We start from the raw sequence: 23,447 nt of genomic DNA, 5'->3' as shown, positions 1-23,447 counted from the left end.
CTTCAGGTTAAGTTATGATGCTGAGCAATAACCCCTTCTTGAGTTTGCTGATCCAACTTATAACATATCAAAGCAATCACACATGCTGATATCGCCAGGATGGAAGCAGCTATAGGAAGGGAGATTAATCCTCCATGCTGGGCAACCACTCCACCAATTGCGGATCCTCCTGCGATTCCCAGGTTAGACGCTACTGGATTCAACGATGCAGCTAGGTCCTTCGATCTTGGTGAATACTGCTTGGCCAAATCTATCAAATAGAGCTGGGCTGGTGCGCTAACAATACTCGACATTACGGCTAGCATCATTAGTACGATCATTCCTAGAATCGAGATCGATGCGGTCAAACTAAAGACGATATAGACCACAGCTTGGATAAGAAATACGAATCTAAGCTTACTTACCGCATTTCCGGTTGCAACCTTGCCTCCAATCCAGTTGCTGACAATCGTGGCAATCCCGTATACAAACAGTACGCCACTAACCGAGCTCTTAGGAATATTCATCACTTGCTCCAGCAATGGTGTAATGTACGTGTACATCACAAACACCGCTCCCACTGCCGTAACTGGAATGAGAAACGCAAGAATAATGCGTCCATTCGTGAGCAGTTCGATCTGATCCTTAAGTGAGCTAGGCACAGGCTTCGGTAGTTTGCGTGGAATATAGGCATAATTTAGCGCTATGGCAATTCCGGCTAATACCCCATTTAGAACAAATGCTGCAGGCCAGTTGAAATACTGCCCTACAAAAGTGCCGATCGGTACACCAAATACATTCGCAACAGCGAAACCGCTCAAAATTGTAGCGATCGCTTTGCCTCTTTTCTCCGGGTCCACCGCTTCATTCGCTACCGTAATGGCTACAGAAAGAACAAAACCACATAGTACGGCAGTAACTATTCTAGTCACTAGCAGCATACTGTAGGTTCCAGTTATAGCACTCCACAAATTCAGCAGCAGAATCAATACAAGCGATACAAGAATCGTAATCCGTTTCGGGATACGGCTGAACAAAGACATCATAATGGGTGTGCCAATGGCATAAGCGATTGCGAAACCAGATACTAACCCCCCAGCTGTCGCAAGCGTTACTCCTAGGCTCGAGGATATTTCCGAGAGTAAACCAACAATAATATACTCCGTCGTACCCAAAATAAACGCCATAAAAGTAAACGAAAAAATCAATGCGTTCTGTCGTGATGTTGTCATGGTGCTCTCCATCCTATTTATCTCTATTTTTATATGAACATACTTACTCATAATACTCATTTAGACTATATCGAGCAATCCTATTTTTCATAAAAAAAGAAGCTTCACACAAGTTCAAAGAACTCATGAGAAGCTTCTAGTTTTACATCATGGAATTATTTTGCTTCAAAGAGCTGTTCAAAAGGTCTCTAACTCATTTTACCTACAACCTTAACTCTTAATCTGGTTGCATTTTCCGGATGATAGGCAAGTGGCGTCTCTTCAACCTCAACCAATTTAATCGTAGTAGGATCGGCTCCTGCCAATACCGCTTGTTTCACCGCTTTTTCCTCAGCATCCCTTAACGACTGCTCTCGCGGCTCTCGCGAATAAATATAAATTTGTTCATACTGTCCGCTAATTTGAGAAATCGATGCACCGATGGCATTGGCAACTCCACCGTTCTCTACTTTAATAATGCTGGCTACTCCGGGAATTCCATCTGGAATAATAACACTGCCCCCGCCTACGAGTACAATCTGTACATCTTCGGAAGAAGTTTTCATCTTATCAATCGCCTTGGCTATGATCGAAGAAATTACGGATAGGACTTGTTTGGAAAATTGTTCATCAATGTGACTTACTAAACTTTTATCTCCCACGTCAGCTAACCCAAGGCGAACCGCAATATCCGTCGTAGTCAAGGTGCTTCCACCAAATACGAGTGCTTCTTCTGTGATCTTATAGCCCACGCTATCAGGCCCAACTGTAATCTTGCCATTGTCTACGCGAACAATACTTCCGCCGCCAAGTCCTACAGAGATAATGTCTGGCATTCTAAAGTTCGTGCGAATATCTCCTACTTCCACTGCTACAGAAGACTCTCTTGGAAATCCATCCTGTAAGACACCGATATCCGATGTGGTGCCACCAACATCGAGTACCATCGTATTTTTAATGTTCGCTAAATAAGAAGCTCCCCGGATGCTATTTGTTGGTCCACAGGCAATCGTAAGGATCGGAAATTGCTTAGCATATTCAATCGACATAAGTGTACCGTCATTTTGGCATAAGTACACCTCAGCGCCTTGAATCCCTTCTGCTTCTAACGCATTTTCAAAACCTGTGCTAGTGGTCTCGATGACTTTGCATAAAGCCGCATTCAGTATGGTTGCATTCTCACGTTCAATCAGGCCAACAGACCCGATCAAGGAGGAGCAAGAAACCGGATAATTTGTCCCGTATGCTTCCCAGATTAAGTCTCGAACCTTGAGCTCCTGGTCATTTTTGATGGATGAGAACACACCAATGATCGCAATAGATTCTACTTTATTTCGCCATTCTACTAGAAGCTCTTTAATCTCCTCCTCATCAAGCTCACTGAGCAACTTACCATCATATTCATACCCACCATGAACTAATGCATAGTTTCCTGATAGTTTTTCCACCATGTCTTTAGGCCAAGCCGTATATGGCAGAACAGAAGCGGTAGCAGGGAATCCTAACCGAATCACACCAACTTTGGCTAATTTCTTCCGTTCCACAATGGCATTAGTACACTGCGTTGTCCCAAGCATTGCATGTGTGATTTTCGTTTTATCAATGCTCGCTTCCTTCAATACATTACGCAGTGACGTCTCAATCCCCGTTTTTATATCCAGTGTCGTTGGGGATTTAACGCTATGAATTAATCGGTTATGCTCGTCCAAAATAATGGCATCTGTATTCGTGCCACCTACATCTATTCCAATTCTAAACATGTTTAGCCACCGCCTTACTTACCAATTCTTCAATAGGAGCATAATCGTAATCATACCCAAAGTATCTCGGTCCTACCGTTTCGATTCCTTTTTCCGTTCTCCATTTGGGATGTGCTGGCAAGCCAATGACGCGTACGCGTTTTCCATATTTCAAACTTTCTGTTGTAACAGGCAATAAAGTTTCATAATCGACTAGGCATATTAAATCCGGTGTCATGGCTATAACCTGACCATTCTTCTCGGCAAGCAAATTCTCATTTTGGAAATAAACTTTCATTTGCTCATCTTTATTTCCTTCAATGCCCTCTAGGTTCATTTCCCCTAAATTAAAGCCACCCTTGGTTTCCCGGATGACATCTGTTATTTTCCCTTGGAACAGCTCGTGACCGGATGTCAGGTTTAGAAGCTCTTCAAGCTTCACTTTTGCATCTCTGTTGTTGGAAGAAATGATCTCTCCGATCTGCTCAGATAGCGTCACGATGTTATGGACACCGCTGTTCTTAATTTGAGCCCCCGTCGTTGGATACAGACTTACCAAAGCACTAGCGCCCATCTCCACTGTAGCTGTACGGGCTAACCGTTCGGTCCATTTATTATCGATCGTCTCAAAAATACCAATGTTTCCTTTTTCATCCGAAATTGCGAGCGGCGCAGCCGAAATACCATCCAGGTTAAACGTCACCATCTGCAATTCAGGAAATGCCCTCCCCATCCCATCGCAATCAATAAGCGGTAAATTCAGCTGTGCTGCAACGACGATCGGAATCATCGAATTGACTCCGCCTGCTTCCATCGGAAACGTGCCTGTAATTTTTTCTCTGCCTAAATATTTGGCCAGCATCTGAAATACCTTAACAAACTCATCGCCTTTCGGAAATTTCTCCACTAATACAGAAGGAGCACCCATCATGGCGGAAGGAATGAAAAAGTCTTCATCCTCGATTTCATCCACAGAATAAAGTCTTACAGGTCCGTACTTTTCAATAGCCGAAAGAGCCATGAGTTTACCGATGTAAGGATCTCCTCCTCCACCTGTGCCTAAAAATGCAGCGCCTACGGCAATATGTTCAATCGATTGTTCATCTAAATATCTCATTTATTTCCCTCCAATATGACAGTTTTTGAGGCAGTAAATCGGTAGCAGACAATATATAAGACAAATGAAATGACGATACCGAGTAATGGCTGATTTGATAATTGAGGTAAGCTTGGGAAAAAGGACAGCACAACGGGCATACAAGCAATAATGGATCCGACCAGCCAAGAAAATACCCCTAGACGATTAACTCCCTCTGTTTCCTTCCAACGGTTCTTATCGCCTTTATTCATGATCCAATAGGATGCAATCATTACCCCTGCTACCGGCGGAACCATAGCTGACAAGATCGACATCACTGGCGTGAAATAATTCAAGATACCAATCACAGCGAGTACAGTCCCGATGAGTCCAGCAATCCCTACTGCCCATTTTTCTTTTTCTTTGGAAATATGCAATACATTGGTAAGCGCAAATCCACCCGAGATTGCGTTGACCATATTCGTTTTCCAAGCAGCCAGAATCAAAACAGTACCCCCAATAAAAGGCGTTGTAATATTTATAAAGACGGCCGCAATATCGCTAGTCTGGTAAGCAATCGATAAAATAGCACCCACACTAATCATCAGTACGCCAGAAGGAACAATTCCGATTAACGCTGCTTTTAATACGTCAGAACGTTTTCTTGAGAACTGAGAGTAGTCGCCTGCAATGACAGCCCCTAAGGCAAATGAGCCTATTGTTACAGCTAAGCCATCCATGAAATTCATATGCTTCTCAGGCTGGTAGCTCCAAATGTTCTGCACGGAATCCATAGTGAACACTTGAACTAAACCATATATGCAAATCACGATTAATAAAGGTACTGCAATATAACTAAGTACTCTCAGCACTTTCATTCCGTACATTGCTGAGATCACCATAACCAAACCGCTAATTAAAGAAGCAAGGGGAACTGGGACTATCACTCCATACTCCGCCAGCAGGTTCGCCAGTGCCGCCCCGCATACATTAGCCTGAATCCCGAACCAACCGAGGCAAGCAATAGCGAGAATAATGGATAAAATCGTTCGCGAGCCTTTTTTGCCAAAGACTTGGGCTGCGACTTGAACGGTTGTTTTCCCAAGATCCGTACTCTGAATCCCCTGAAGTATCATAAGGACAACGATAATGGCGTACCCTAAAAAAGCGATCAATAATGTCATAGGTAAGCTCATACCAGATATCAACGTATTCCCAACCAGGAGGCCAGGTATACTGATCACCGCTCCGGCCCATACCATCCCCAGAGTGAACCAAGACTGAGGTGCTCCGTCCTTTCTCATGTTAGTTCTCCTCCTCGAAAAGTAATTTTTCTTATTATAGAAGGAACCATGAGATTACGTCTTTTTCTAAAATAAAAAAAAATCCGTGATTTTTGTCTTATTCGACAAAAACTACGGATTATACTAGCTATGTGTGAGTCGATAAATCATGCAAGCGATATACACATCGTAAGATTCGGAGTTGACGGTTACATCATAGCCAATTAATTCACTGATCTTTCTAATACGATATTTTACTGTATTTTTATGAACAAACAGCATTTTCCCACAGTTATCAAAATTCCCCTTTGCATCTAACAAGAAGGTTATGAGTGTTTTTATCGACTCTGGATCACCTAGAATGGGGTCAATCACAGACATCCATTCTTCAAGTATTTCTTCTCCCTGTTCACTTAACTCAATAGCTTGTTTCATAGAACGCATCTCGGCTGCTGTGTACAATTTACGATGCTCATACATCAGATGGACTTTCCGTCCCACACTGTTCACCAGCCGATACATGCGTCGTACATCTTGTGTATTTCTCATTCGGGGAGCATAGACCATTTCGGAAATAAGCGGGGCTGAATTCGTCGTGTCAATATACTCCCCTGCAATTTCATACTCATTGTACTTGTAAGAGCAATTTCCCATAAGGGCTATTATACAATGATCGATAGTTTGAATGACCGCCGTTTTATAATATTTGAACAAATGCTCTTCCAGCTCTTCACGAATTTGTTTCTCTTGCGATAAATCGTGAATATATACTAACCACATCATCTGAATGGAAGAGACATCAATGTGGAGAAAATGAGCCAGTCTTCGCATTTTTTCGCTTTCATCATTAATAATTGCTTTTACCAAGGCATATTCGCTAACCTCGTTATGCTTATCCCCCCACAAATTGATCGCTACTTGTACAACCTCGCTGATTTTATCGATGGTCTTCGCAGGTAATTTTGAGTTCTCTTTAATCAAAAATAAATGCAGCGCTTCTCCGTTTTTTTGATGAATACTCTTGTATTCCACATAGCAATTTGAAACAGGCTCTGCTTGTCCTTTCGTCATATTCATCAAATAGGGGGCGTAGGTCTCAATAATATACCCCACGTTTAACGATGAATTACGGGGCCACATTACTTGATTTACGATATCTAACTGGGTGTTCGTCAGGATGACGTTCGCTTTCAGCCGATCAGACAATATTTTCAGCGTAATTTCGACGCTCCGTGAGTGTTCTGGCAAAAGGGATACTTTCTCTAACGCTTCATTTACAAAATTATCATTGATCGTCTGATTGTTCAGAACAATTGCTTCCATCACTTCATAAATCACTTCGTTGTAACGAAGTGAAAAATCATTTTCCGGCATACAAATGATGATGAAATTTTTGGACTCTGCTAATTGCAGTACCTCGTCAGCTACTTCAGGAATGATAATTCCTACATAGTATAAGATCAATCCTACTTCTCCAAGCTCGTGCAAGTACTCAATCGTTTCACACTGTTTCTCTACACTGTCCTTAATGGAGTAAAAAGAGCTGATCACTATCTCTTCCGCATACCACTCTTCTTGAATGGAATGGACAATTCGAGAAGAATAATCCGCATTTGAAACCTCTAGTACGGATAAAGAAGAAATGGTGCGGTGTAGATTATTATTTCCAGTTAGCACCTTTGCTCCTCGAAAGGAAGGAAGTTGCAGCATATTTTTTACAGTTATCCCCATATCTTCACCACTTCTACTGTATTGTTATCTCATGTTGCCATTAATAAAGCTTTATACATCTTATTTTAGCACTTCAAGCTATAAGCTATGTATATTGATTTCGCTGTATGTATTCTCCTTTCTTCTGTGCAATAAACGAAAAAAAATGATAATATGTATGTTGGGTAAAAGGTCTTTGCTATAACTTATATGTTTTTATATATCGCAACAAGAGGAGATAATATGAGTAACGAACAAAACTTTTGGCTTGATTTACCGAAGCCGTTTTTTATATTAGCACCAATGGAAGATGTCACAGATGTTGTATTTCGTCACGTCATTAGTGAAGCTGCCAAACCCGACGTGTTTTTCACAGAATTCACTAATACAGAAAGCTATTGTCACCCTGTAGGAAAAGACAGTGTACGTGGTCGATTAACGTTCACAGAAGATGAGCAACCGATTGTCGCTCATATTTGGGGTGATAAACCTATATTTTTTGAACAGATGAGTATTGATATGAAAAAACTTGGTTTTCGCGGTATTGATTTAAACATGGGATGCCCCGCACAAAACGTCGCATCCAATGGAAAAGGTGCTGGATTAATACTACATCCTGAGGTTGCAGCAGAAATTATTCAAGCAGCAAAAGCCGGTGGATTGCCGGTTAGTGTTAAAACAAGATTGGGTTACTCTGAGATTGATGAGTGGCGGGATTGGTTAACACATATATTGAAGCAAGATATTGCGAATCTTTCCATTCACCTTCGTACAAAAGAAGAAATGAGTAAAGTAGATGCACACTGGGAGCTAATCCCTGAAATAAAAAAATTACGCGATGAAATTGCTCCAAATACGTTATTAACTATAAATGGAGATATCCCGGACCGCGCAACAGGATTAAAGCTAGTTGAACAATACGGCGTTGATGGTGTCATGATTGGCCGCGGCATCTTCACCAATCCATTTGCTTTTGAAAAAGAACCTAAAGAACATAGTCCAAAGGATTTTCTCAATTTACTTCTATTACAGTTGGATCTTCACGATAAATATTCAAATGAACTCGAGCCACGTTCATTTAAACCACTTCTTCGCTTTTTCAAAATCTATGTTCGTGGATTTAGAGGCGCAGGCGAATTAAGAAACCAATTAATGGATACAAAATCAACAGATGAAGTACGTCGTTTAGTAAAAACTGTTTTAGAACAAGAATTAGAATGAGGCATATTAAACTGTGAATTGCCCCGTCAATTAGACAGTACAAAACTATCTAATGCTTAACAGAATGAAAGGCCTCTCGTATTCCTACGAGAGGCCTTTCATTTTTACCCTATACGGTCAGAAAGTAGTCCTCAATTCTAGTAAAATCAACTTACCCCCATATGGCAATGGAGATGATCCCACAGGTAATCACAGCCGACATGATAATCCTGCGCACTCCTTGCTTCTCTTTTAGTACAAGTATGCCAAGAATCGTACCTACAACCGTTCCAATTTCTCGTATTGGCGCAATTGAAGCTAGTGGAGCAAGCTTCATCGCCATCAGAAACATAAAATAAGAAGCTGGCGAGCAAATACAACCAATCAAGATCATTTTCCAGTTTTGTTGCCATTCCCTTAAAATTTGTGCACGACCGGCTCTTATAACCATGAAGAAAGCGACGATTACATAATTAATATTGGATAATTCAAGCGTTGATAGTGGAGATAATTGCTGGACAATTAGTTTGTCCATTAATGTATAGCCCGCAACACACATCCCTACTACAATTGCATAAAGAATGGATATAGAATGAGTCGTTTTCCCTTGATTTGCATGACGATTAACGATTCCACTAATAATAAAGAGCCCTACTATGATACAACAAAAGCCTATCCAGCCTACTAGAGTTAAGGAATCCCCGAATAACACAACACTTAACAAGGTCACTAGCATGACACCAGTACCTCGCATGATTGGATAGGTCTGCGATAAATCACCATAGGAATACGATTTAGAGAGGAAAATGAAGTACGACCCTTGAAATAAAGCAGATATCGCCATATAGCCAAGTGTCTCCGCATGAAGCTCAACTTGGAGCAGCTCAATAATAAAATAAGGTAATAGAGCAAGTGTACCAACAATATGAATCGACCAGAGAAATACGTATTTATTCAGACTTTTCTTTGTAAATAGGTTCCATACCGCATGGGTAATACCTGAAAATAAAACTAAAAAGAATGCCATTGAAATCATAGAAATATCCTCATTTCACTTATGCGCTAACTCATATGTCCAGTTGCATCCCATCAAATGCTACTGTAATCCTATTCGGTTCAAAAATATGAACCAAATCTTCATGCAACAGATGAGCATTATGAGAGAAATGAGTGACTACGATTCGCCCTTCTGCTTTCATAACAAAATTCTCGATTAACCATTCCCGTGTTTTTAGAGTATCTTCAACATTCATGTGAACTTCACAATTTGGGGCATTCCCAGTCGTACATTCTAGAATAGCAAGATCCAGTTTTTTTCCTTTCAACCAGTCCCAAGTCTGTTTGGGAAACCAACCGCTGTCGTGACCATAGAAAATGGCTTTTTCATCCTTTTCTATGTAATACAATAAACAAGTTTCTTTAGAATCATGATTGGCAAGCAATGGCGTAATCGTAGCTGTTTGTGTTTGTATGGTTTCAAAGGGCTTCAAGTTATGAAATTGGAAGCGATGCCTTTCCGTGGCAAGCAATTGACTACAGTGCTTAATAGGCAAATCATGACCGTATAGATGAAGTTCTTCCTCTTCATTAAATTGAGCATAACCAAGCGCACGAATCAGTAAATCTTCAGGATACAAATGATCGGAATGTGAATGTGTAAACAATAAATCGCGAACCTTATCCATATCTACAGAATCACGAATGGAATGATGTAAGGTGTCCGCCGGAAAATCAATCTTAAGTATTTCATCAATCAAGACCGAAGTGCGTGTACGAATATTTTTTCCACCACGTACTTTGGCATGCTTGCAAGTCTCGCAATGACAGAATAACGAGGGAATCCCTTCAAATGCAGCCGTTCCATGAAAAAGAACCTTCATAAATATTCCACCCTTGTTAGTAGAGAACAATAGGATTATCGTCCTATTGTTCTCTCTGAGTAACTCTAGCCTTTTTTACTGAATGTTTGAATCATCCAAATACTTTATCCACTGCTTCTTGTATTCCGCTTGAATTTTATCGAGACCCGCTTTTTTGGCCTTTTCCATAAATAACTTCAAGCCGGCTTCAACATCCTTAACCATACCATCATTCAAAGGATATAAGTATTGCTTTTCAACTTGTAGAAGGGCCGCCTTCTCTGCTTGATAAGACGTCCAATCCTCTCCGAAACCTTGGAAAATATTCGGTTTTGCTATCTTATCCATTTCATCGAACATGTCTAGCACAGCTTGATAGCTCTTATCAAACAACATGAACTCCGGATTTCTCCATGCCCATCCATTCATACCTTCTCTTGTGAATCCATTTGATTGGGCATCACCAAGCATTTTATAATATTTTCCATCTTCAATTTCAAAATTCTTGCCTTCAATACCGTATTGCGTCAGCCAATTGTAGCGTTTATCCGTGACCAATTTCTCATAGAAAGCAAGAGCTCTCTCTGGGTTTTTGCTGCTGCGTGGAATTGCAAAGCCATTATGAATCGGGTGAACGGGTGAAGAGAATCCTTTCATGTTCGGATACGGGGAATAGCCTAGCTCCCAATCCGGATGCAGTGATTTCACTTTGACAACAGCATCACCAAAGCGGTTAGGATTCTCACTTCCCAAAATTGCTGCGGCTTTACCGGCAGCGAATATATCACTACCACTATCTTTAATGTTCAGCATATTCTTCATAAAGTACCCTTTTTCTTGCCAACTCCTGAACATTTTTAAATCTTCCAAATGCTGCGGAGAGCCCCAATAGCTGGTTACGTCTCTTGGAGTGTCATACATGATGCTAAGTCCATATGGAACTTTATCGTTGGTATTCACAGTTTTAGTAGTCATTTGACGGATGGAATCTACATGACTAACCTCAGTATCCGCCAGAGGTAGCATATCCGGTTCATTCTTGCGTATGCCATCCAAATACTGCTCTAGCGTTTCGAGTGATTCCGGCTTTGGCAAATTATACTTTTTACGCAAATCTTCCCGATAGGCAATACCATCATTTACATACTCCTTCCAGATAGCTGGAACGGTGTAAATTTTCTTGTCAACCTTGACTGCTTCCCAGAAATCCTGTGGTACATATGCTTGTAGCTTAGGTGCAGCCTTCGGTATGAGATCATCTAGCGGAAGGAAAGCCCCTTTCATCGCATATGACTGGTAATTTGTCCATTCTGCCGTAAAGATCAGGTCAATCGGCTGCCCTGAGGACAATAGAAGCTTATACTTCTGGTCCCAGTCTGTCCATGTTGTGAAGTTGAATTTGACGGTTGCATTCAACTCTTCTAATGCCATTTTGTTAACTTCATCTTCAATGATCTTTAAATCCTTTGGAGCATCGCCCAACATATAGAACTGAAGCTCCACTTTCTTGGATGTGTCGATTCCAGTCACTTCTGATGTTTCTGGTGCTGGAGTACTGGTATTTGAATTCGAATTCTTTGTTGGTTCTGACGATGCCTCCTTAGTATTCGTGCTGTTACTACTGCAGCCAGCAAACAAACTTGCAGTTAATAATAAAGAAGTGCCGATTGTTAACAATTTATTTCCTTTTCTCATACTAACCCTCCCCTTAATTAAATGATCTATGTCAGCCGATCGCATCCGAGCTTCTTTCGTTTGCTTTCGGTACTAACCCTTCACCGCACCAATCGTTAATCCCTTCACAAAATATCGCTGCACAAACGGATATAGGAAAATAATTGGTCCTGTAACGACGATTGCCATTGCCATTTTGGTCGACTCTGTTGGAATGTCACGTCCTAGGGATACCCCAGTTCCAGTGGCCATTTGAGAAACGAACATCATCGTATTTATCGTGTTATACAAGTAGTATTGAAGCTGATACATGCTAACGTCATTAATGAACAAGGAAGACATGAACCAGTCATTCCAGTACGTCAGAGCAAGGAACAAACCGACAGTCGCTATGCCAGGCATCGCTAGCTTCAGCACAACACTATAGTAAATCCTGAAGTCGTTCGCGCCATCGATTTTGGCTGATTCGAATAATTCTTCCGGAACTGCAGCTTTGATAAAGTTTTTCATTAATATAATGAGAAAAGGTGTCATAAGACCAGGTAATATCAGTACGGCATAGGTATCTGCCAGCCCAAAGTACGTAGTCAGCATGATATACCAGGGTACAAGTCCCCCTCCAAACAGCGTTGTGAAATAAATGAAGAAGGACAATGGATTGCGGTACTTGAAATCTTTCCTCTGCAGAACATAACCTGCCATCGTAATGAGGAATAATCCCAACAGCGTTCCAACCACGGTTACAAAAATCGTAACACCATAAGCCTTGATTAGCTGAGTTGGGAAGATAAACACCATCTCATAGCCTTCCAGCGAGAACACTTTAGGAATCAAGTGAAAACCATCGCGAATAATGGATTCATTGGCTGTCAATGAGCCAGATATAATCAGAAGAAACGGAAACAGACAGAGCAAAGAAAAAAATGTAATGATCAGGTAAGCCACCATGCGGAAAACCCTAGAACTTAGAATGTTGTCATCCAATTTAATTCCTCCTCCCTATGTTAGAACAATGCATAATCATCATTTATTTTCTTGATGATATAATTCACTGTCATAATCATTACAAATCCGAAGATAGACTGATACAAGCCAGCTGCAGTTGCCATACCAATATCAAAATTAACTTTCAAAGACCGATAAACATAAGTATCGACAATGTCCGTAACGTCGAAGAGCACTCCATTGTTCCCGACAAGCTGATAGAACAAATCGAATTGACCTTTCATAATACTTCCGAGAGCAAATAAGAGCAGAATAATAAATGTTGACTTCAGCATTGGTATGGTAATAAACCAGATTCGCTGAACAATATTTGCGCCATCAATTTTGGCAGCTTCGTAATACTCATCGCTAATTCCCATGATGGATGCAAGATAAATGACCATAGAATAACCCAAGTTTTTCCATATATAAAATGCTGTAATCAGAAATGGCCAGAGCCATGGTGTGTTGTATATGTCTACTGGATCAAGTCCTAACGATATTAATAACTGATTAACAAAACCGGAATCAGCATTAAACATGTTGAACGCTAAAACACTAATCAGAACAAACGAAACGAAGTAGGGTAGAAACATAATGGATTGTGATAACTTTTTAAATAGCTTCCCTCGGACTTCACTTAATAGGATTGCTGCCCCTATAGATACCACGTTACCTAATATGATAAAAACCACGTTGTATCCAAGCGTATTGATTGTCAACTTCAACAGAATTCCAGATTGCGTTAAAAATTTAAAATTATCTAATCCTACAAACGGACTTCCAAATAAACCACCTGCAAAATCATAACTTGTGAATGCATAATAGATGCCGACCATTGGAGCATAAGAATTAATTAAGAAAAAAAGCAGTGTCGGTGCTATCATCAAAAACATGATCTTATTCTTATTTAATTCATATAAAAATCCTTTCTTCTTAAACATGACTGACCTCCTTCTGAAATGGAATTCCTCGTGAATCTTTCCTCCAAATCATAGAAGGAGCCGATTGGATAATATACTGAACAATGACACAGATCGCTGTAATCTCAGTACTTGTGGAGTATGAACTTTCTGTACTTTTGTGAATATTCACTACATTTAGCCTAATTTAGGCTGCTGATTTATAAATTTGATTGAAAGCTCCAGACTGATGAATTATACTCAGACCACAATGAAAGGGGTTTCAAGCAATGGTAAACCAGTGGTCTAAAGAGCATAAAAAAGTTTACAGCCGCATACTGCTTGGCTCTATTGGATGTGTTGTTATTACCCTTTTGATAACTACAACTATTCTTTATATGGACTTCACAACCATCGCACTTAAACAAGTGTATCGTTCCGATTCTAATAGTCTGAATCAGATTAAAACAGAATTATCTGTTATGACAGAGACTGTTACCTCACTGTCCTCCCAGATTTACTATGATTCCGCGGTATCTAAATTGTTGTATTATCCGGACTTAAATATTTATGATGTCATTTTTGCACAGCAACAGCTTGATAACTATCGCGCATCTTTACCATTCATTGAATCCATTTATGTATATAATGCGAAATCTAATCAGTTCTATATTAGTTCCAATAATTCACGAAGCGGAATTCAACAGAAGAACGAACTTGATGATGATGGAATTCTAGACCTTTTTAAGAATTTCAAAGAACATCGTCCCTTTCAACCGATTCCTAGAACCTATAACATCGGTTTGACTGAGTCCACTCCAGTATCAAGCTACACTTACTTATGTTATAGCGTCATTGATGATAATAACGATTTAAACACAGCTGTTGTTGTCAATATCTCGGCATCATGGTTAGGCCTGCGAATGGATCAATCGGGGGAAGAGATATCGGAGAATAACACGTTTATCATTAATCAGGATGGAATATTATTTTCCAATAATGACAAGCAAGCGATGCTAACTGATCTATCCGATAAAACCTATATACAGAAAATTATTCAGGACACTTCAGAATCGACTTATTTTCTAGACACTGTAGATGGAGTTAAATCTTTAATAACATTTACTTCACCGGATTCATTAGGTTGGAAATATGTTCGAATTACCCCTTATAGCAATATCACTCAAGAAATAAATGAAATGAGATATCGAATACTCTTTATCTGTATTGGCATTCTTCTCTTAGGATTATTGGTATCGTTAACGCTGTCCCATAGTGTTTATCGCCCGATTGACAAAGTCATACGCAAGTTCAAAACCCTGGAAACAGAAAGACGTAATCATCAGCATATTCTCAAGCAGGATTTCCTTAGAAATACAGTTTTAGGTAGAGAAACGAATAATACTGAGATGTTGCAGCAAAAATTACATTACTTCAATTCAGAGCTTATGGTTAATAATAATTCACTAATTATTTTGGTAAGGATCGATCAGTTCCCCTCAGTCCTTGAGAAATACAAAGAAGATATAAAATTGCTTAAATATGCCATAATGAACATTTGTACGGAAATTGCCTCACCGAAATTTCAAGTCGAAGCCATTGATATGGGGGATGATAGTCTTGTACTACTGCTAAACTTCCATGATCTGCTTTATTCAATGGAACGAGACTCGCTGATTGAACTGGCGGAGCTTATGCAGCTATCAATCACCAAACATTTAAAATTATCCATTACAATTACCTTTAGTCCTGTGAAGGAATCCATCGAGCAATGCATTTTAGTCTACAAGCAAGTACTTGAAGCTTCTTATCATCGACTATTCAAAGGATACGGCAGCATCCTCTTTTCGGTTGACATTATGAATTTAAAATCTAAAGAATATTTGTTTCCCGTTCACAAAGAAAAACAGTTCATTGAATCCTTAATGTCAGGAAATGTGGAGAAAGCACGTAGCATCTATATCGATATCGTAGGAGAAATATCAGAATATTCATTTACTGTTGTTCAACTTGTCATATCGCATTTAGCACTTACAGTTAATAACGTCTTGCGAACATTAAAAAAGAACAACGCAATTTTAACATTACCCGAATTCGATACAACTTTTTTACTACCCAATCATGTTGAAACCATGGAAGAAATCAATGCTCCATATTTCAAGATATTTGAAGAAATAAGTCAAAAGCTTGAAGAGAAACGAAATACAAAGCAAGAGGAACTCGTTAAAAATGTACATCATATTATTGAGCGAGATTATAGTAATTCCAACCTATGCATAAATTCAATTGCAGACGAGCTCTCGATGTCTCCAATTTATTTGAGCCGGTTATATAAGCAGTTAACAACAAACGCTTTATCAGATAAGATTAACGAACTGCGGTTGGATAAAGCTAAAGAGCTGCTGAAGACCTCTGAATACACCATTGTTGATATCGCCGAAAAAACTGGATTTACTAGTAGTTCATATTTTTATCGTTTATTTAAAAATAGTACTGGTATAACCCCGAGCGATTATAGAAAAAAGATAAAGGTCCTCCTATAATTCTGTGCATTAAACGAAAAGAAATGATACTATGTATGATGGGCAAAATGTTGTAAAAGAAGGAGAACTTATGAGTAACGAACAAAATTTTTGGCTTGATTTACCAAAGCCGTTTTTTATATTAGCACCTATGGAAGATGTCACAGATGTTGTATTTCGTCACGTGGTTAGTGCAGCTGCAAAACCCGATGTGTTCTTCACGGAATTCGCAAATACAGAATACTACTGTCACCCTAAATTAAAGGTAAAGGAAAGTGTGCTTACTCGATTAAGGTTCACGGAAGATGAACAACCGATGGTCGCTCATATTTGGGGCAATAACCCGGAGTATTTTGAACGAATGAGCATGGATATGAAAAAACTTGGTTTTCGTGGTATCGATATAAACATGGGATGCCCAGTAAAAAACGTCGCAACCAATGGAAAAGGTGCTGGATTAATTCGACATCCTGAAGTGGCAGCAGAAATTATTAAAGCGACTAAAGCTGGTGGATTGCCGGTTAGTGTTAAAACAAGATTAGGATATAGCGAAATTGATGAGTGGCGCGATTGGTTAGGAAATGTATTGAGACAAGATATTGCGAATCTGTCCATACACCTCCGTACAAAAAAAGAGATGAGCAAAGTAGATGCACACTGGGAGCTCATCCCCGAAATCAAAAAATTACGCGATGAGATCGCCCCAAATACGTTGCTAACCATTAATGGGGATATTCCTGACCGTGCAACAGGCTTAAAATTAGTAGAGCAATACGGGGTTGATGGAGTCATGATTGGCCGCGGTATTTTCAAAAATCCATATGCTTTCGAACTAGAACCTAAAGAACATAGTGTGGAGGAGCTTCTTAAGCTTCTACTTTTCCATCTAGATCTTCACGATAAATATTCAAAAGAGGTTGAACCACGTCTATTTAATCCACTTCGAAGCTTCTTCAAAATCTATATTCGTGGATTTGACGGAGCCGACGAACTAAGAAATCAATTGATGGAGACGAATGCAACCGATGAGGTACGGCAATTGGTGCAACCTTTCTTAGATAAAGAATTAGAGTAATTCGTAATAAAAATTAACGGCCTCAGTTCTGAATTTCATCAGACTGAGGCCGTTTTTATTAAAGATGTCTTACTTCCACTCCAGCTTTGGCAGTATTTCTTTTTGCAGCTCACACATTTCATCGATCATCGCACAAGCTTGATAGTAGGTTGGTGCTTGCGGATCAAGCAGGATCGCTTGCAGCAATTTTGTTCTCGACTCTTCAAGAAACGCCTCCAGCAACAGCTTATGGATTGTACCTTGAATATGGATCATTCCGATAATGGCCGTTGGCAGTTCAACCGTCATTGGCTTAAATACGATACCCTTTTTATTAACGATCGCTTTTGTTTCAACAACCATATCCTCTGGAAGTCCTTTAATAGCGCCGTGGTTTGGCATATTAACAGCATTCAGCTCGATTTCATCGTCGAAGAAGATCGCTTCAATAATTGGTATTGCGTATTCATTACTGATTTGAACCTTATCTTTATCGAATATATAAGCCTGCTCAGACCACTGCTCTTGATTCAGCGTATTCTCGAATAAGCCTTTATCCAAAGTACTGCCACTTGCACAGTATACAAATTCAGGTGTACTGGAGTCCTTCTTCCACAGCTGCTCACTCATTGGGTCGTAACGGAACTGCAAGGGTAGTCCAGCATAGAAATCTTCAGCCCATGAGATATACTCACCGCAATGGTTAGTACCTGGGTAAGGATAGTATCCGTACGTATGATACAACGTTCTGGATAATCCAATATGATCGAAATGTGCCAAACGGTTAGCTAGCTTTTCTTTCTCGTGGAATAGAGGATATAAATCTTCTCCCGTGTTCTTGTTCCATATCTTCGTGAAGAAGCCAAAGTGGTTCAATCCGCCGCCTTCAACCGCAATATCTTTACTATCCATCTCCAGAAATTCAGCTAGCTGATGAATACCCATGTCTAAACCATGGCACAAGCCCACCACTTTGATTGAAGTTAATTTGGAAATGGCTTCCACTAGCTTTGCTTCCGGATTCGTATAGTTAATTAGCCAGGCATTTGAACAGACCTTTTCCATTGTCTTTGCAATTTCCAACATCGGACCTAGATTTCTCAAAGTGTGGAACATTGATCCTGGACCGCCGTTCTCACCATATAGCTGCTTGCTGCCGTAACGCCGTGGGATATGGAAGTCTTGTGACCAGTAGTGATATCTCTCTACCTCAATCGCAACGATAGAGAAATCAGCATCTTTTAAGGCATCTTCCAAATTCGTCGTTTGCCAAATCTTCGCAGGATGAGAAAATGCCGTAAACATTTCGGTTGCATACTTATATGTTCTATTCACGTTTTCTTCTACAATGTCCATAAGCGCAATTTCGAGTTCTACTTGATTTCTCAAACGTTCTGATAACACGAGATCTTGAAGTGCTCCTAGTCCAAAGGAAACACTTCCTGCTCCGATTAACGCAACCTTCAACTTTTTCATGATCTTCAAGCTCCTTTTGTCTTTTTGTATATGTTATATCCAGCACCAATAATTCCAGCATCAGGGCCAAATTCAGTTAACACGATTTTAATGTTCTCTTTTAAATGTGGAAGGACTTTCTTTTTAGCGCTTTCTATAACTCTATCAATCAGCCACTGGTTGTGATGAATGACCGCTCCTCCGATAACAAAAATATTCGGATCAATTGTTTGCATCAAAGAAACAATTGCGTTGGAAAAGTACTCAACCCACCTGTCGATCACTTCAATCGCTTGCCGATCTCCCATATGATATCTTTCAAACAACAAACCCGACGTGGCATCAATGCCATATAAAAACTTACTTTCCGCTTCAAGAGCAATGCCGCTGCATAGGGATTCCAAAGTGCCGTTATACAACGTTGAGTGGTTTCTTTTGCTATCGGAAATAATCATGCTTCCGATCTCGCCCGCATATCCATGAGCCCCTTGAATAATTTTCTTATCAAGTATGATACCGCATCCAATTCCTGAACTAACCGTTATATAAATGGATTGATTATACGGCTTGGCAGCTCCATGATCCGATTCAAGCACTGTGATCACGTTTACATCATTCTCAAAAAACACTTCATAATTCGGAAAGAACGCCCTGATAGTTTCGATACTAACATTCTCTAGGCAAGGGATATTGGTTATATCTCGAATAAACTGTGTTTGATCATTCCAAGGAATCGGCAATACAATACCTATCTTGCTTGCTAGCTGTTCATGATCGATTTTCGCTGTCATTTCCTTGACGGTTTTGAAAATTTCATCAGCATTTTGGAAATCTCTTGTTAATGCCGACTCCTTCTGAACAAGTTCAAGGTGCTCATTCACTAATCCAACCCTTATATTTGTACCTCCAATATCAACACCAATAACGAAGTTACCCATATTACGCTCCTCAACTATGATGACTGATCCATATATTTGGCGGCTGCAGCATCTAAAAAGAAATCTATATGATCATAGCCGAGCAATTGCTGAGCAGGCAGCCGTGCGTCAGAGTTTGTGAAAATCTCCTTCACGATATCAGCTTTGCGCTCTCCAGTTATGACGACAACCACTCTTTTACTACTTGCAATCTGTTCCAAACCTAATGTAATGCCTTGCTTTAATTCAGTCTGCTCATGAAAATATTTTTGAGCGACAGTCTTTGTTGTTTCCGACAGCTCCACAACACTGCTGTAATTTAATACTGGGCTACCAGGTTCGTTTAATCCGATATGCCCATTCATACCTACGCCCATCAAGCTGAATGTAATTGGGTGTTGTTCGATAAAGTGATCAATTCGCAAGCATTCCTGCTTCATATCCGGCGATGTTCCATCAAAAAACACAATCTGTCTGCTATCCAGTGAAATCTGCGAGAACAGATCTTGATTCAACATCTGATAGCAGCTTCCTTCAGAGCTTTTGTCAATGCCAACCCACTCATCCAAGCTAACAATGTTAAGTCTCTTGATTTTCAATTGGAGGTCCGCATCATTGGAAAATTTCTGATAGCTTTTTTGTGGAGTACTCCCTGAAGCCAGGCAGAACACGGGATGCTGATCGTTAAATAAACGATCTTTCATCTCTTTGGCAATTTCGTTTGCTACTTCTTCTTCGTTATCAAAGATTCTGATCATATTGTTCACTTCCTTGTTGTTTAATCCGAAATGACGTTCATCATCTCTTGCTGGAGAATAAGTATCGCTGCTCCCATTGCTGTTGATTGATGTAAGTCACTCACAGAAATTTGTGGAGTCCACTCCGTATATTGCTCGACATAGCTTTTCGTACGATCCAATATACGTTCCGGGAACAGTGCTACCGTTTTACCGCTAATAATGACCTGATCGATATCCAGAATGCTGATTATATTTGTAATCGTTAAAGCCAGATTCTTCGAAACATAATCGATGCAAGCTTCTACGTCATTAGCTGAATTCAAATCATATGCGCTTAGCAAGTACTTAATGGCTAATCTGCTTTCCAGCCAACCGACTGATGATGGAGTCCGCTTGTATTCTGAATCAAAGCACATATACTCCAGCTCGCCTGCTCTTGCATTAACACCGCGGTGTAGCTCTTTGTTAATGATCAAGCCGCCCCCAACGCCATCACCTGCAGCAACATGAACGAGACTCGTCGGTGCTTGATCTGAGTTTTCAAGATTCCGAAATTCCGCCACAGTCGCTGCGTTCGCATCATTCTCCAGAAGAATAGGCAAATTCACTTCACGCTTGAGATTTTCAATAATAGACTCATACTCAAAATCGTTTTCTTTATTGTGATGAGTTCTCATCCGAATCGTTTTCTTTCTTATATTGATCGCGCCATCAACGCCAATACCAATCCCCAAGACAACACTATTCGTTTCCTTCGCTTTATTCTTTAAATGTTCCACAAGCTTTATAAATACCGAAGTGAACTGTTGACTATGGAACGGAATATCTGTTTCAATCGAATACGAATCTATGATCTTGCCGTGTAGATTAATAAGTAATGCCGTAATCGTATTGCCAATAATCTGTATTCCGATTGTCGTATAGCTGTTTTCATTAAATCTGTAAACCGTACGTTTTCTTCCCAAGCCGCCAGAACCTTCTCGACTTTCACCAGTGGCAGTCAATAAACCAATCTGTTCAAAAAAGGTAACTATCTTGCTTACAGTAACAAAGCTCATTGCCGTTTTTTCTGTGATCTCGACTTTCGCCAGTTCAGGATATTGAAGCAAAATATCGAAGACTATTTTTCTATTCTCATCTTTAATATCATTGGGCAAAAATGATTTCATATGTCCTCCTCGTTATATTATTAATATAATTAATAAATGAAGTTAAATAATTAATCAAAAAAATCAGGTCAGCACTGACCTCTTGAATTCATTATATATTCACTGTAGTGAACGTTCAAGTGTATTTATTTAACTTCCTTAAATTTATCTATTCTCTATCTTAATATCACCAACTAGGCATGCATTTGGTTACGCCACAAAAAGAAGCCTCTCATGAGTTCAATGAACTCACGAAAGGCTTCTAATCAATCCTATTTCAAGGCTTAATCAGCCTTATTACATCATGCCGCCCATTCCACCCATGCCGCCCATATCAGGCATACCTGGTTTTTCTGGTTCTGGCTTGTCAGCAATTACTGCTTCAGTAGTCAAGAACATAGCAGCTACGGATGCAGCATTTTGAAGCGCGGAACGAGTTACTTTAGCAGGGTCAACGATACCTGCTTCGAACATGTTCACCCACTCGCCAGTAGCAGCGTTGTAGCCGATGCCGATAGCTTCTTTTTTCAAGCGATCCACGATAACGGAACCTTCTTGACCAGCGTTAGCTGCAATGGTACGAACTGGTTCTTCGAGCGCGCGAAGCACGATGTTAACGCCTGTCTTCTCGTCGCCAGTTACATCTACAGCAGCAACAGCATTATATACGTTCACAAGAGCTGTACCACCACCAGAAACGATACCTTCTTCAACCGCAGCGCGAGTTGCGTTCAGGGCGTCTTCGATGCGAAGTTTACGCTCTTTCAATTCAGTTTCAGTTGCAGCGCCAACTTTGACAACGGCTACGCCGCCAGCCAATTTAGCCAAACGCTCTTGCAATTTTTCTTTGTCGAACTCGGAAGTTGTTTCTTCCAGTTGAGCACGAATTTGGCTTACGCGAGCATTGATGTCCGCTTTGTCGCCGCTTCCGTCTACGATTGTTGTGTTTTCTTTAGTTACGCGTACTTGACGTGCGTTACCCAGTTGTTCAATGGAAGTGCTCTTCAGATCAAGACCGAGCTTCTCAGTGATCACTTGACCACCAGTCAGGGCAGCGATATCTTGCAGCATAGCTTCGCGGCGGTCGCCAAAGCCAGGAGCTTTAACAGCGACAGCGTTGAATGTTCCACGCAGTTTGTTCACGATCAACATTGCTTGTGCTTCGCCTTCGATATCTTCAGCGATAATAACAAGCGGTCTAGCTTGTTGAACGATTTTTTCAAGCAATGGAAGGATTTCTTGAGTGCTGCTGATTTTTTTATCAGTGATCAAGATGTATGGGTTCTCCAGAACAGCTTCCATTTTGTCCGTATCAGTAATCATGTACGGGGAAATGTAACCGCGGTCGAACTGCATACCTTCTACGACTTCAAGTTCAGTAGCGAATCCACGGGATTCTTCAACAGTGATAACACCGTCTTTACCTACTTTTTCCATAGCTTCAGCAATCAATTGGCCCACTTCTTCGTCAGCAGCAGAGATAGCAGCTACTTGAGCGATAGCTTGGGAATCTTCGATTGGCTTAGCGATTTTTTGCAATTCTTCAACTGCTGCACGAACTGCTTTGTCGATCCCTTTGCGAATAACCATTGGGTTAGCGCCTGCAGTTACGTTCTTCAGACCTTCACGGATCATAGCTTGTGCCAGAACCGTTGCAGTTGTAGTACCGTCACCGGCTACATCGTTAGTCTTAGTAGCAACTTCTTTAACCAGTTGAGCACCCATGTTCTCGAATGCATCTTCAAGTTCGATTTCTTTAGCGATAGTTACACCATCGTTAGTGATAAGCGGGCTACCAAATTTCTTCTCAAGTACCACGTTGCGACCTTTTGGTCCAAGTGTAACTTTTACCGCATTTGCCAAAGCATCTACACCGCGCAACATAGAGCGGCGTGCTTCTTCACTAAATTTAATTTCTTTAGCCATTGTGTAATTACCTCCTAGAATTTTTTGTATATCACGTTACTTTAAGTAGTTTAGATTTAGCTTATA

General features: G+C 40.3%; 18 protein-coding genes. 3 read left to right on the top strand and 15 right to left on the bottom strand.

Going from position 1 to position 23,447, the window contains the following annotated elements; all coding sequences use genetic code 11:
• Window positions 1–2 precede the first annotated feature (2 nt).
• From NYE25_RS26090 to NYE25_RS26070, 5 genes are all read right to left on the bottom strand, one after another.
• Window positions 3–1,211: an MFS transporter gene (locus NYE25_RS26090; RefSeq protein WP_076283946.1), complete on the bottom strand. Its 1,209-nt coding sequence runs from the start codon at window positions 1,209–1,211 to the stop codon at window positions 3–5.
• Window positions 1,212–1,399: 188 nt separating this feature from the next.
• Window positions 1,400–2,950, bottom strand: coding sequence for a hydantoinase/oxoprolinase family protein (locus NYE25_RS26085; RefSeq protein ID WP_341147216.1), 1,551 nt, complete (start codon window positions 2,948–2,950; stop codon window positions 1,400–1,402).
• Complete coding sequence (locus tag NYE25_RS26080) at window positions 2,943–4,046, bottom strand: DUF917 domain-containing protein (RefSeq protein WP_341050001.1); 1,104 nt, start codon at window positions 4,044–4,046, stop codon at window positions 2,943–2,945. Before NYE25_RS26080 ends, NYE25_RS26085 begins: the two co-directional genes overlap by 8 nt.
• Window positions 4,043–5,311 (bottom strand): cytosine permease, encoded by a 1,269-nt coding sequence (locus NYE25_RS26075; protein WP_076283943.1) that lies wholly within the window; start codon window positions 5,309–5,311, stop codon window positions 4,043–4,045. Before NYE25_RS26075 ends, NYE25_RS26080 begins: the two co-directional genes overlap by 4 nt.
• A 123-nt stretch (window positions 5,312–5,434) precedes the next feature.
• Window positions 5,435–7,021 carry a PucR family transcriptional regulator gene (locus NYE25_RS26070; RefSeq protein WP_341147215.1) on the bottom strand — a complete coding sequence of 529 codons (1,587 nt, stop codon included), beginning with the start codon at window positions 7,019–7,021 and terminating at the stop codon, window positions 5,435–5,437.
• A gap of 222 nt (window positions 7,022–7,243) precedes the next feature.
• Here NYE25_RS26070 and NYE25_RS26065 point away from each other — a divergent pair, with 222 nt between their 5' ends.
• Window positions 7,244–8,221: a tRNA dihydrouridine synthase gene (locus NYE25_RS26065; protein ID WP_341147214.1), complete on the top strand. Its 978-nt coding sequence runs from the start codon at window positions 7,244–7,246 to the stop codon at window positions 8,219–8,221.
• A gap of 151 nt (window positions 8,222–8,372) precedes the next feature.
• Here the strand turns inward: NYE25_RS26065 and NYE25_RS26060 are convergent, their stop codons facing one another.
• The 5 genes from NYE25_RS26060 to NYE25_RS26040 form a co-directional block, all read right to left on the bottom strand.
• On the bottom strand, window positions 8,373–9,236 hold the full coding sequence (locus NYE25_RS26060; RefSeq protein ID WP_341147213.1) for a DMT family transporter: 864 nt from the start codon (window positions 9,234–9,236) through the stop codon (window positions 8,373–8,375).
• 31 nt (window positions 9,237–9,267) lie between these two features.
• Complete coding sequence (locus tag NYE25_RS26055) at window positions 9,268–10,080, bottom strand: MBL fold metallo-hydrolase (protein ID WP_341147212.1); 813 nt, start codon at window positions 10,078–10,080, stop codon at window positions 9,268–9,270.
• Between the two features lie 75 nt (window positions 10,081–10,155).
• Window positions 10,156–11,754 carry an extracellular solute-binding protein gene (locus tag NYE25_RS26050; RefSeq protein ID WP_341147211.1) on the bottom strand — a complete coding sequence of 533 codons (1,599 nt, stop codon included), beginning with the start codon at window positions 11,752–11,754 and terminating at the stop codon, window positions 10,156–10,158.
• Window positions 11,755–11,826: 72 nt separating this feature from the next.
• A complete protein-coding gene (locus NYE25_RS26045; protein ID WP_341053336.1) occupies window positions 11,827–12,681 on the bottom strand; it encodes a carbohydrate ABC transporter permease in 855 nt (284 codons plus the stop codon).
• Window positions 12,682–12,737: 56 nt separating this feature from the next.
• Window positions 12,738–13,661 (bottom strand): ABC transporter permease, encoded by a 924-nt coding sequence (locus NYE25_RS26040; protein WP_341147210.1) that lies wholly within the window; start codon window positions 13,659–13,661, stop codon window positions 12,738–12,740.
• A gap of 248 nt (window positions 13,662–13,909) precedes the next feature.
• Here NYE25_RS26040 and NYE25_RS26035 point away from each other — a divergent pair, with 248 nt between their 5' ends.
• Together NYE25_RS26035 and NYE25_RS26030 are read left to right on the top strand one after the other, a co-directional pair.
• Window positions 13,910–16,162 carry an AraC family transcriptional regulator gene (locus tag NYE25_RS26035; RefSeq protein WP_341147209.1) on the top strand — a complete coding sequence of 751 codons (2,253 nt, stop codon included), beginning with the start codon at window positions 13,910–13,912 and terminating at the stop codon, window positions 16,160–16,162.
• 70 nt (window positions 16,163–16,232) lie between these two features.
• Window positions 16,233–17,216, top strand: a complete 984-nt coding sequence (locus tag NYE25_RS26030) for a tRNA dihydrouridine synthase (protein WP_341147208.1) — start codon at window positions 16,233–16,235, stop codon at window positions 17,214–17,216.
• Window positions 17,217–17,285: 69 nt separating this feature from the next.
• On the opposite strand, the gene NYE25_RS26025 is transcribed toward NYE25_RS26030, so the two are convergent.
• The 5 genes from NYE25_RS26025 to groL form a co-directional block, all read right to left on the bottom strand.
• Window positions 17,286–18,671: a family 4 glycosyl hydrolase gene (locus NYE25_RS26025; protein WP_341147207.1), complete on the bottom strand. Its 1,386-nt coding sequence runs from the start codon at window positions 18,669–18,671 to the stop codon at window positions 17,286–17,288.
• A gap of 5 nt (window positions 18,672–18,676) precedes the next feature.
• Complete coding sequence (locus NYE25_RS26020) at window positions 18,677–19,588, bottom strand: ROK family protein (RefSeq protein WP_341147206.1); 912 nt, start codon at window positions 19,586–19,588, stop codon at window positions 18,677–18,679.
• A gap of 14 nt (window positions 19,589–19,602) precedes the next feature.
• A complete protein-coding gene (locus NYE25_RS26015; protein WP_341050013.1) occupies window positions 19,603–20,325 on the bottom strand; it encodes a 6-phosphogluconolactonase in 723 nt (240 codons plus the stop codon).
• A 20-nt stretch (window positions 20,326–20,345) separates the two neighbouring features.
• Window positions 20,346–21,476 (bottom strand): ROK family protein, encoded by a 1,131-nt coding sequence (locus tag NYE25_RS26010; protein WP_341147205.1) that lies wholly within the window; start codon window positions 21,474–21,476, stop codon window positions 20,346–20,348.
• Between the two features lie 276 nt (window positions 21,477–21,752).
• Window positions 21,753–23,381 carry a chaperonin GroEL gene (gene groL / locus NYE25_RS26005; protein ID WP_042185277.1) on the bottom strand — a complete coding sequence of 543 codons (1,629 nt, stop codon included), beginning with the start codon at window positions 23,379–23,381 and terminating at the stop codon, window positions 21,753–21,755.
• Window positions 23,382–23,447 lie beyond the last annotated feature (66 nt).

Origin of the sequence: Paenibacillus sp. FSL E2-8871 (assembly GCF_038000345.1) — a bacterium.
Taxonomy (GTDB): Bacteria; Bacillota; Bacilli; order Paenibacillales; family Paenibacillaceae; genus Paenibacillus_AQ.
Note: the sequence above shows the minus strand (reverse complement) of the source record. Positions and strands in the feature narration are given on the sequence as shown.

Bases quoted from the DNA above. Each gene is read 5' to 3' on its own strand.
- NYE25_RS26090 (WP_076283946.1), bottom strand. From the start codon at position 1,211: ATGACAACATCACGACAGAACGCATTGATTTTTTCGTTTACTTTTATG.
- NYE25_RS26085 (WP_341147216.1), bottom strand. From the start codon at position 2,950: ATGTTTAGAATTGGAATAGATGTAGGTGGCACGAATACAGATGCCATT.
- NYE25_RS26080 (WP_341050001.1), bottom strand. From the start codon at position 4,046: ATGAGATATTTAGATGAACAATCGATTGAACATATTGCCGTAGGCGCT.
- NYE25_RS26075 (WP_076283943.1), bottom strand. From the start codon at position 5,311: ATGAGAAAGGACGGAGCACCTCAGTCTTGGTTCACTCTGGGGATGGTA.
- NYE25_RS26070 (WP_341147215.1), bottom strand. From the start codon at position 7,021: ATGGGGATAACTGTAAAAAATATGCTGCAACTTCCTTCCTTTCGAGGA.
- NYE25_RS26065 (WP_341147214.1), top strand. From the start codon at position 7,244: ATGAGTAACGAACAAAACTTTTGGCTTGATTTACCGAAGCCGTTTTTT.
- NYE25_RS26060 (WP_341147213.1), bottom strand. From the start codon at position 9,236: ATGATTTCAATGGCATTCTTTTTAGTTTTATTTTCAGGTATTACCCAT.
- NYE25_RS26055 (WP_341147212.1), bottom strand. From the start codon at position 10,080: ATGAAGGTTCTTTTTCATGGAACGGCTGCATTTGAAGGGATTCCCTCG.
- NYE25_RS26050 (WP_341147211.1), bottom strand. From the start codon at position 11,754: ATGAGAAAAGGAAATAAATTGTTAACAATCGGCACTTCTTTATTATTA.
- NYE25_RS26045 (WP_341053336.1), bottom strand. From the start codon at position 12,681: ATGGTGGCTTACCTGATCATTACATTTTTTTCTTTGCTCTGTCTGTTT.
- NYE25_RS26040 (WP_341147210.1), bottom strand. From the start codon at position 13,661: ATGTTTAAGAAGAAAGGATTTTTATATGAATTAAATAAGAATAAGATC.
- NYE25_RS26035 (WP_341147209.1), top strand. From the start codon at position 13,910: ATGGTAAACCAGTGGTCTAAAGAGCATAAAAAAGTTTACAGCCGCATA.
- NYE25_RS26030 (WP_341147208.1), top strand. From the start codon at position 16,233: ATGAGTAACGAACAAAATTTTTGGCTTGATTTACCAAAGCCGTTTTTT.
- NYE25_RS26025 (WP_341147207.1), bottom strand. From the start codon at position 18,671: ATGAAAAAGTTGAAGGTTGCGTTAATCGGAGCAGGAAGTGTTTCCTTT.
- NYE25_RS26020 (WP_341147206.1), bottom strand. From the start codon at position 19,588: ATGGGTAACTTCGTTATTGGTGTTGATATTGGAGGTACAAATATAAGG.
- NYE25_RS26015 (WP_341050013.1), bottom strand. From the start codon at position 20,325: ATGATCAGAATCTTTGATAACGAAGAAGAAGTAGCAAACGAAATTGCC.
- NYE25_RS26010 (WP_341147205.1), bottom strand. From the start codon at position 21,476: ATGAAATCATTTTTGCCCAATGATATTAAAGATGAGAATAGAAAAATA.
- groL (WP_042185277.1), bottom strand. From the start codon at position 23,381: ATGGCTAAAGAAATTAAATTTAGTGAAGAAGCACGCCGCTCTATGTTG.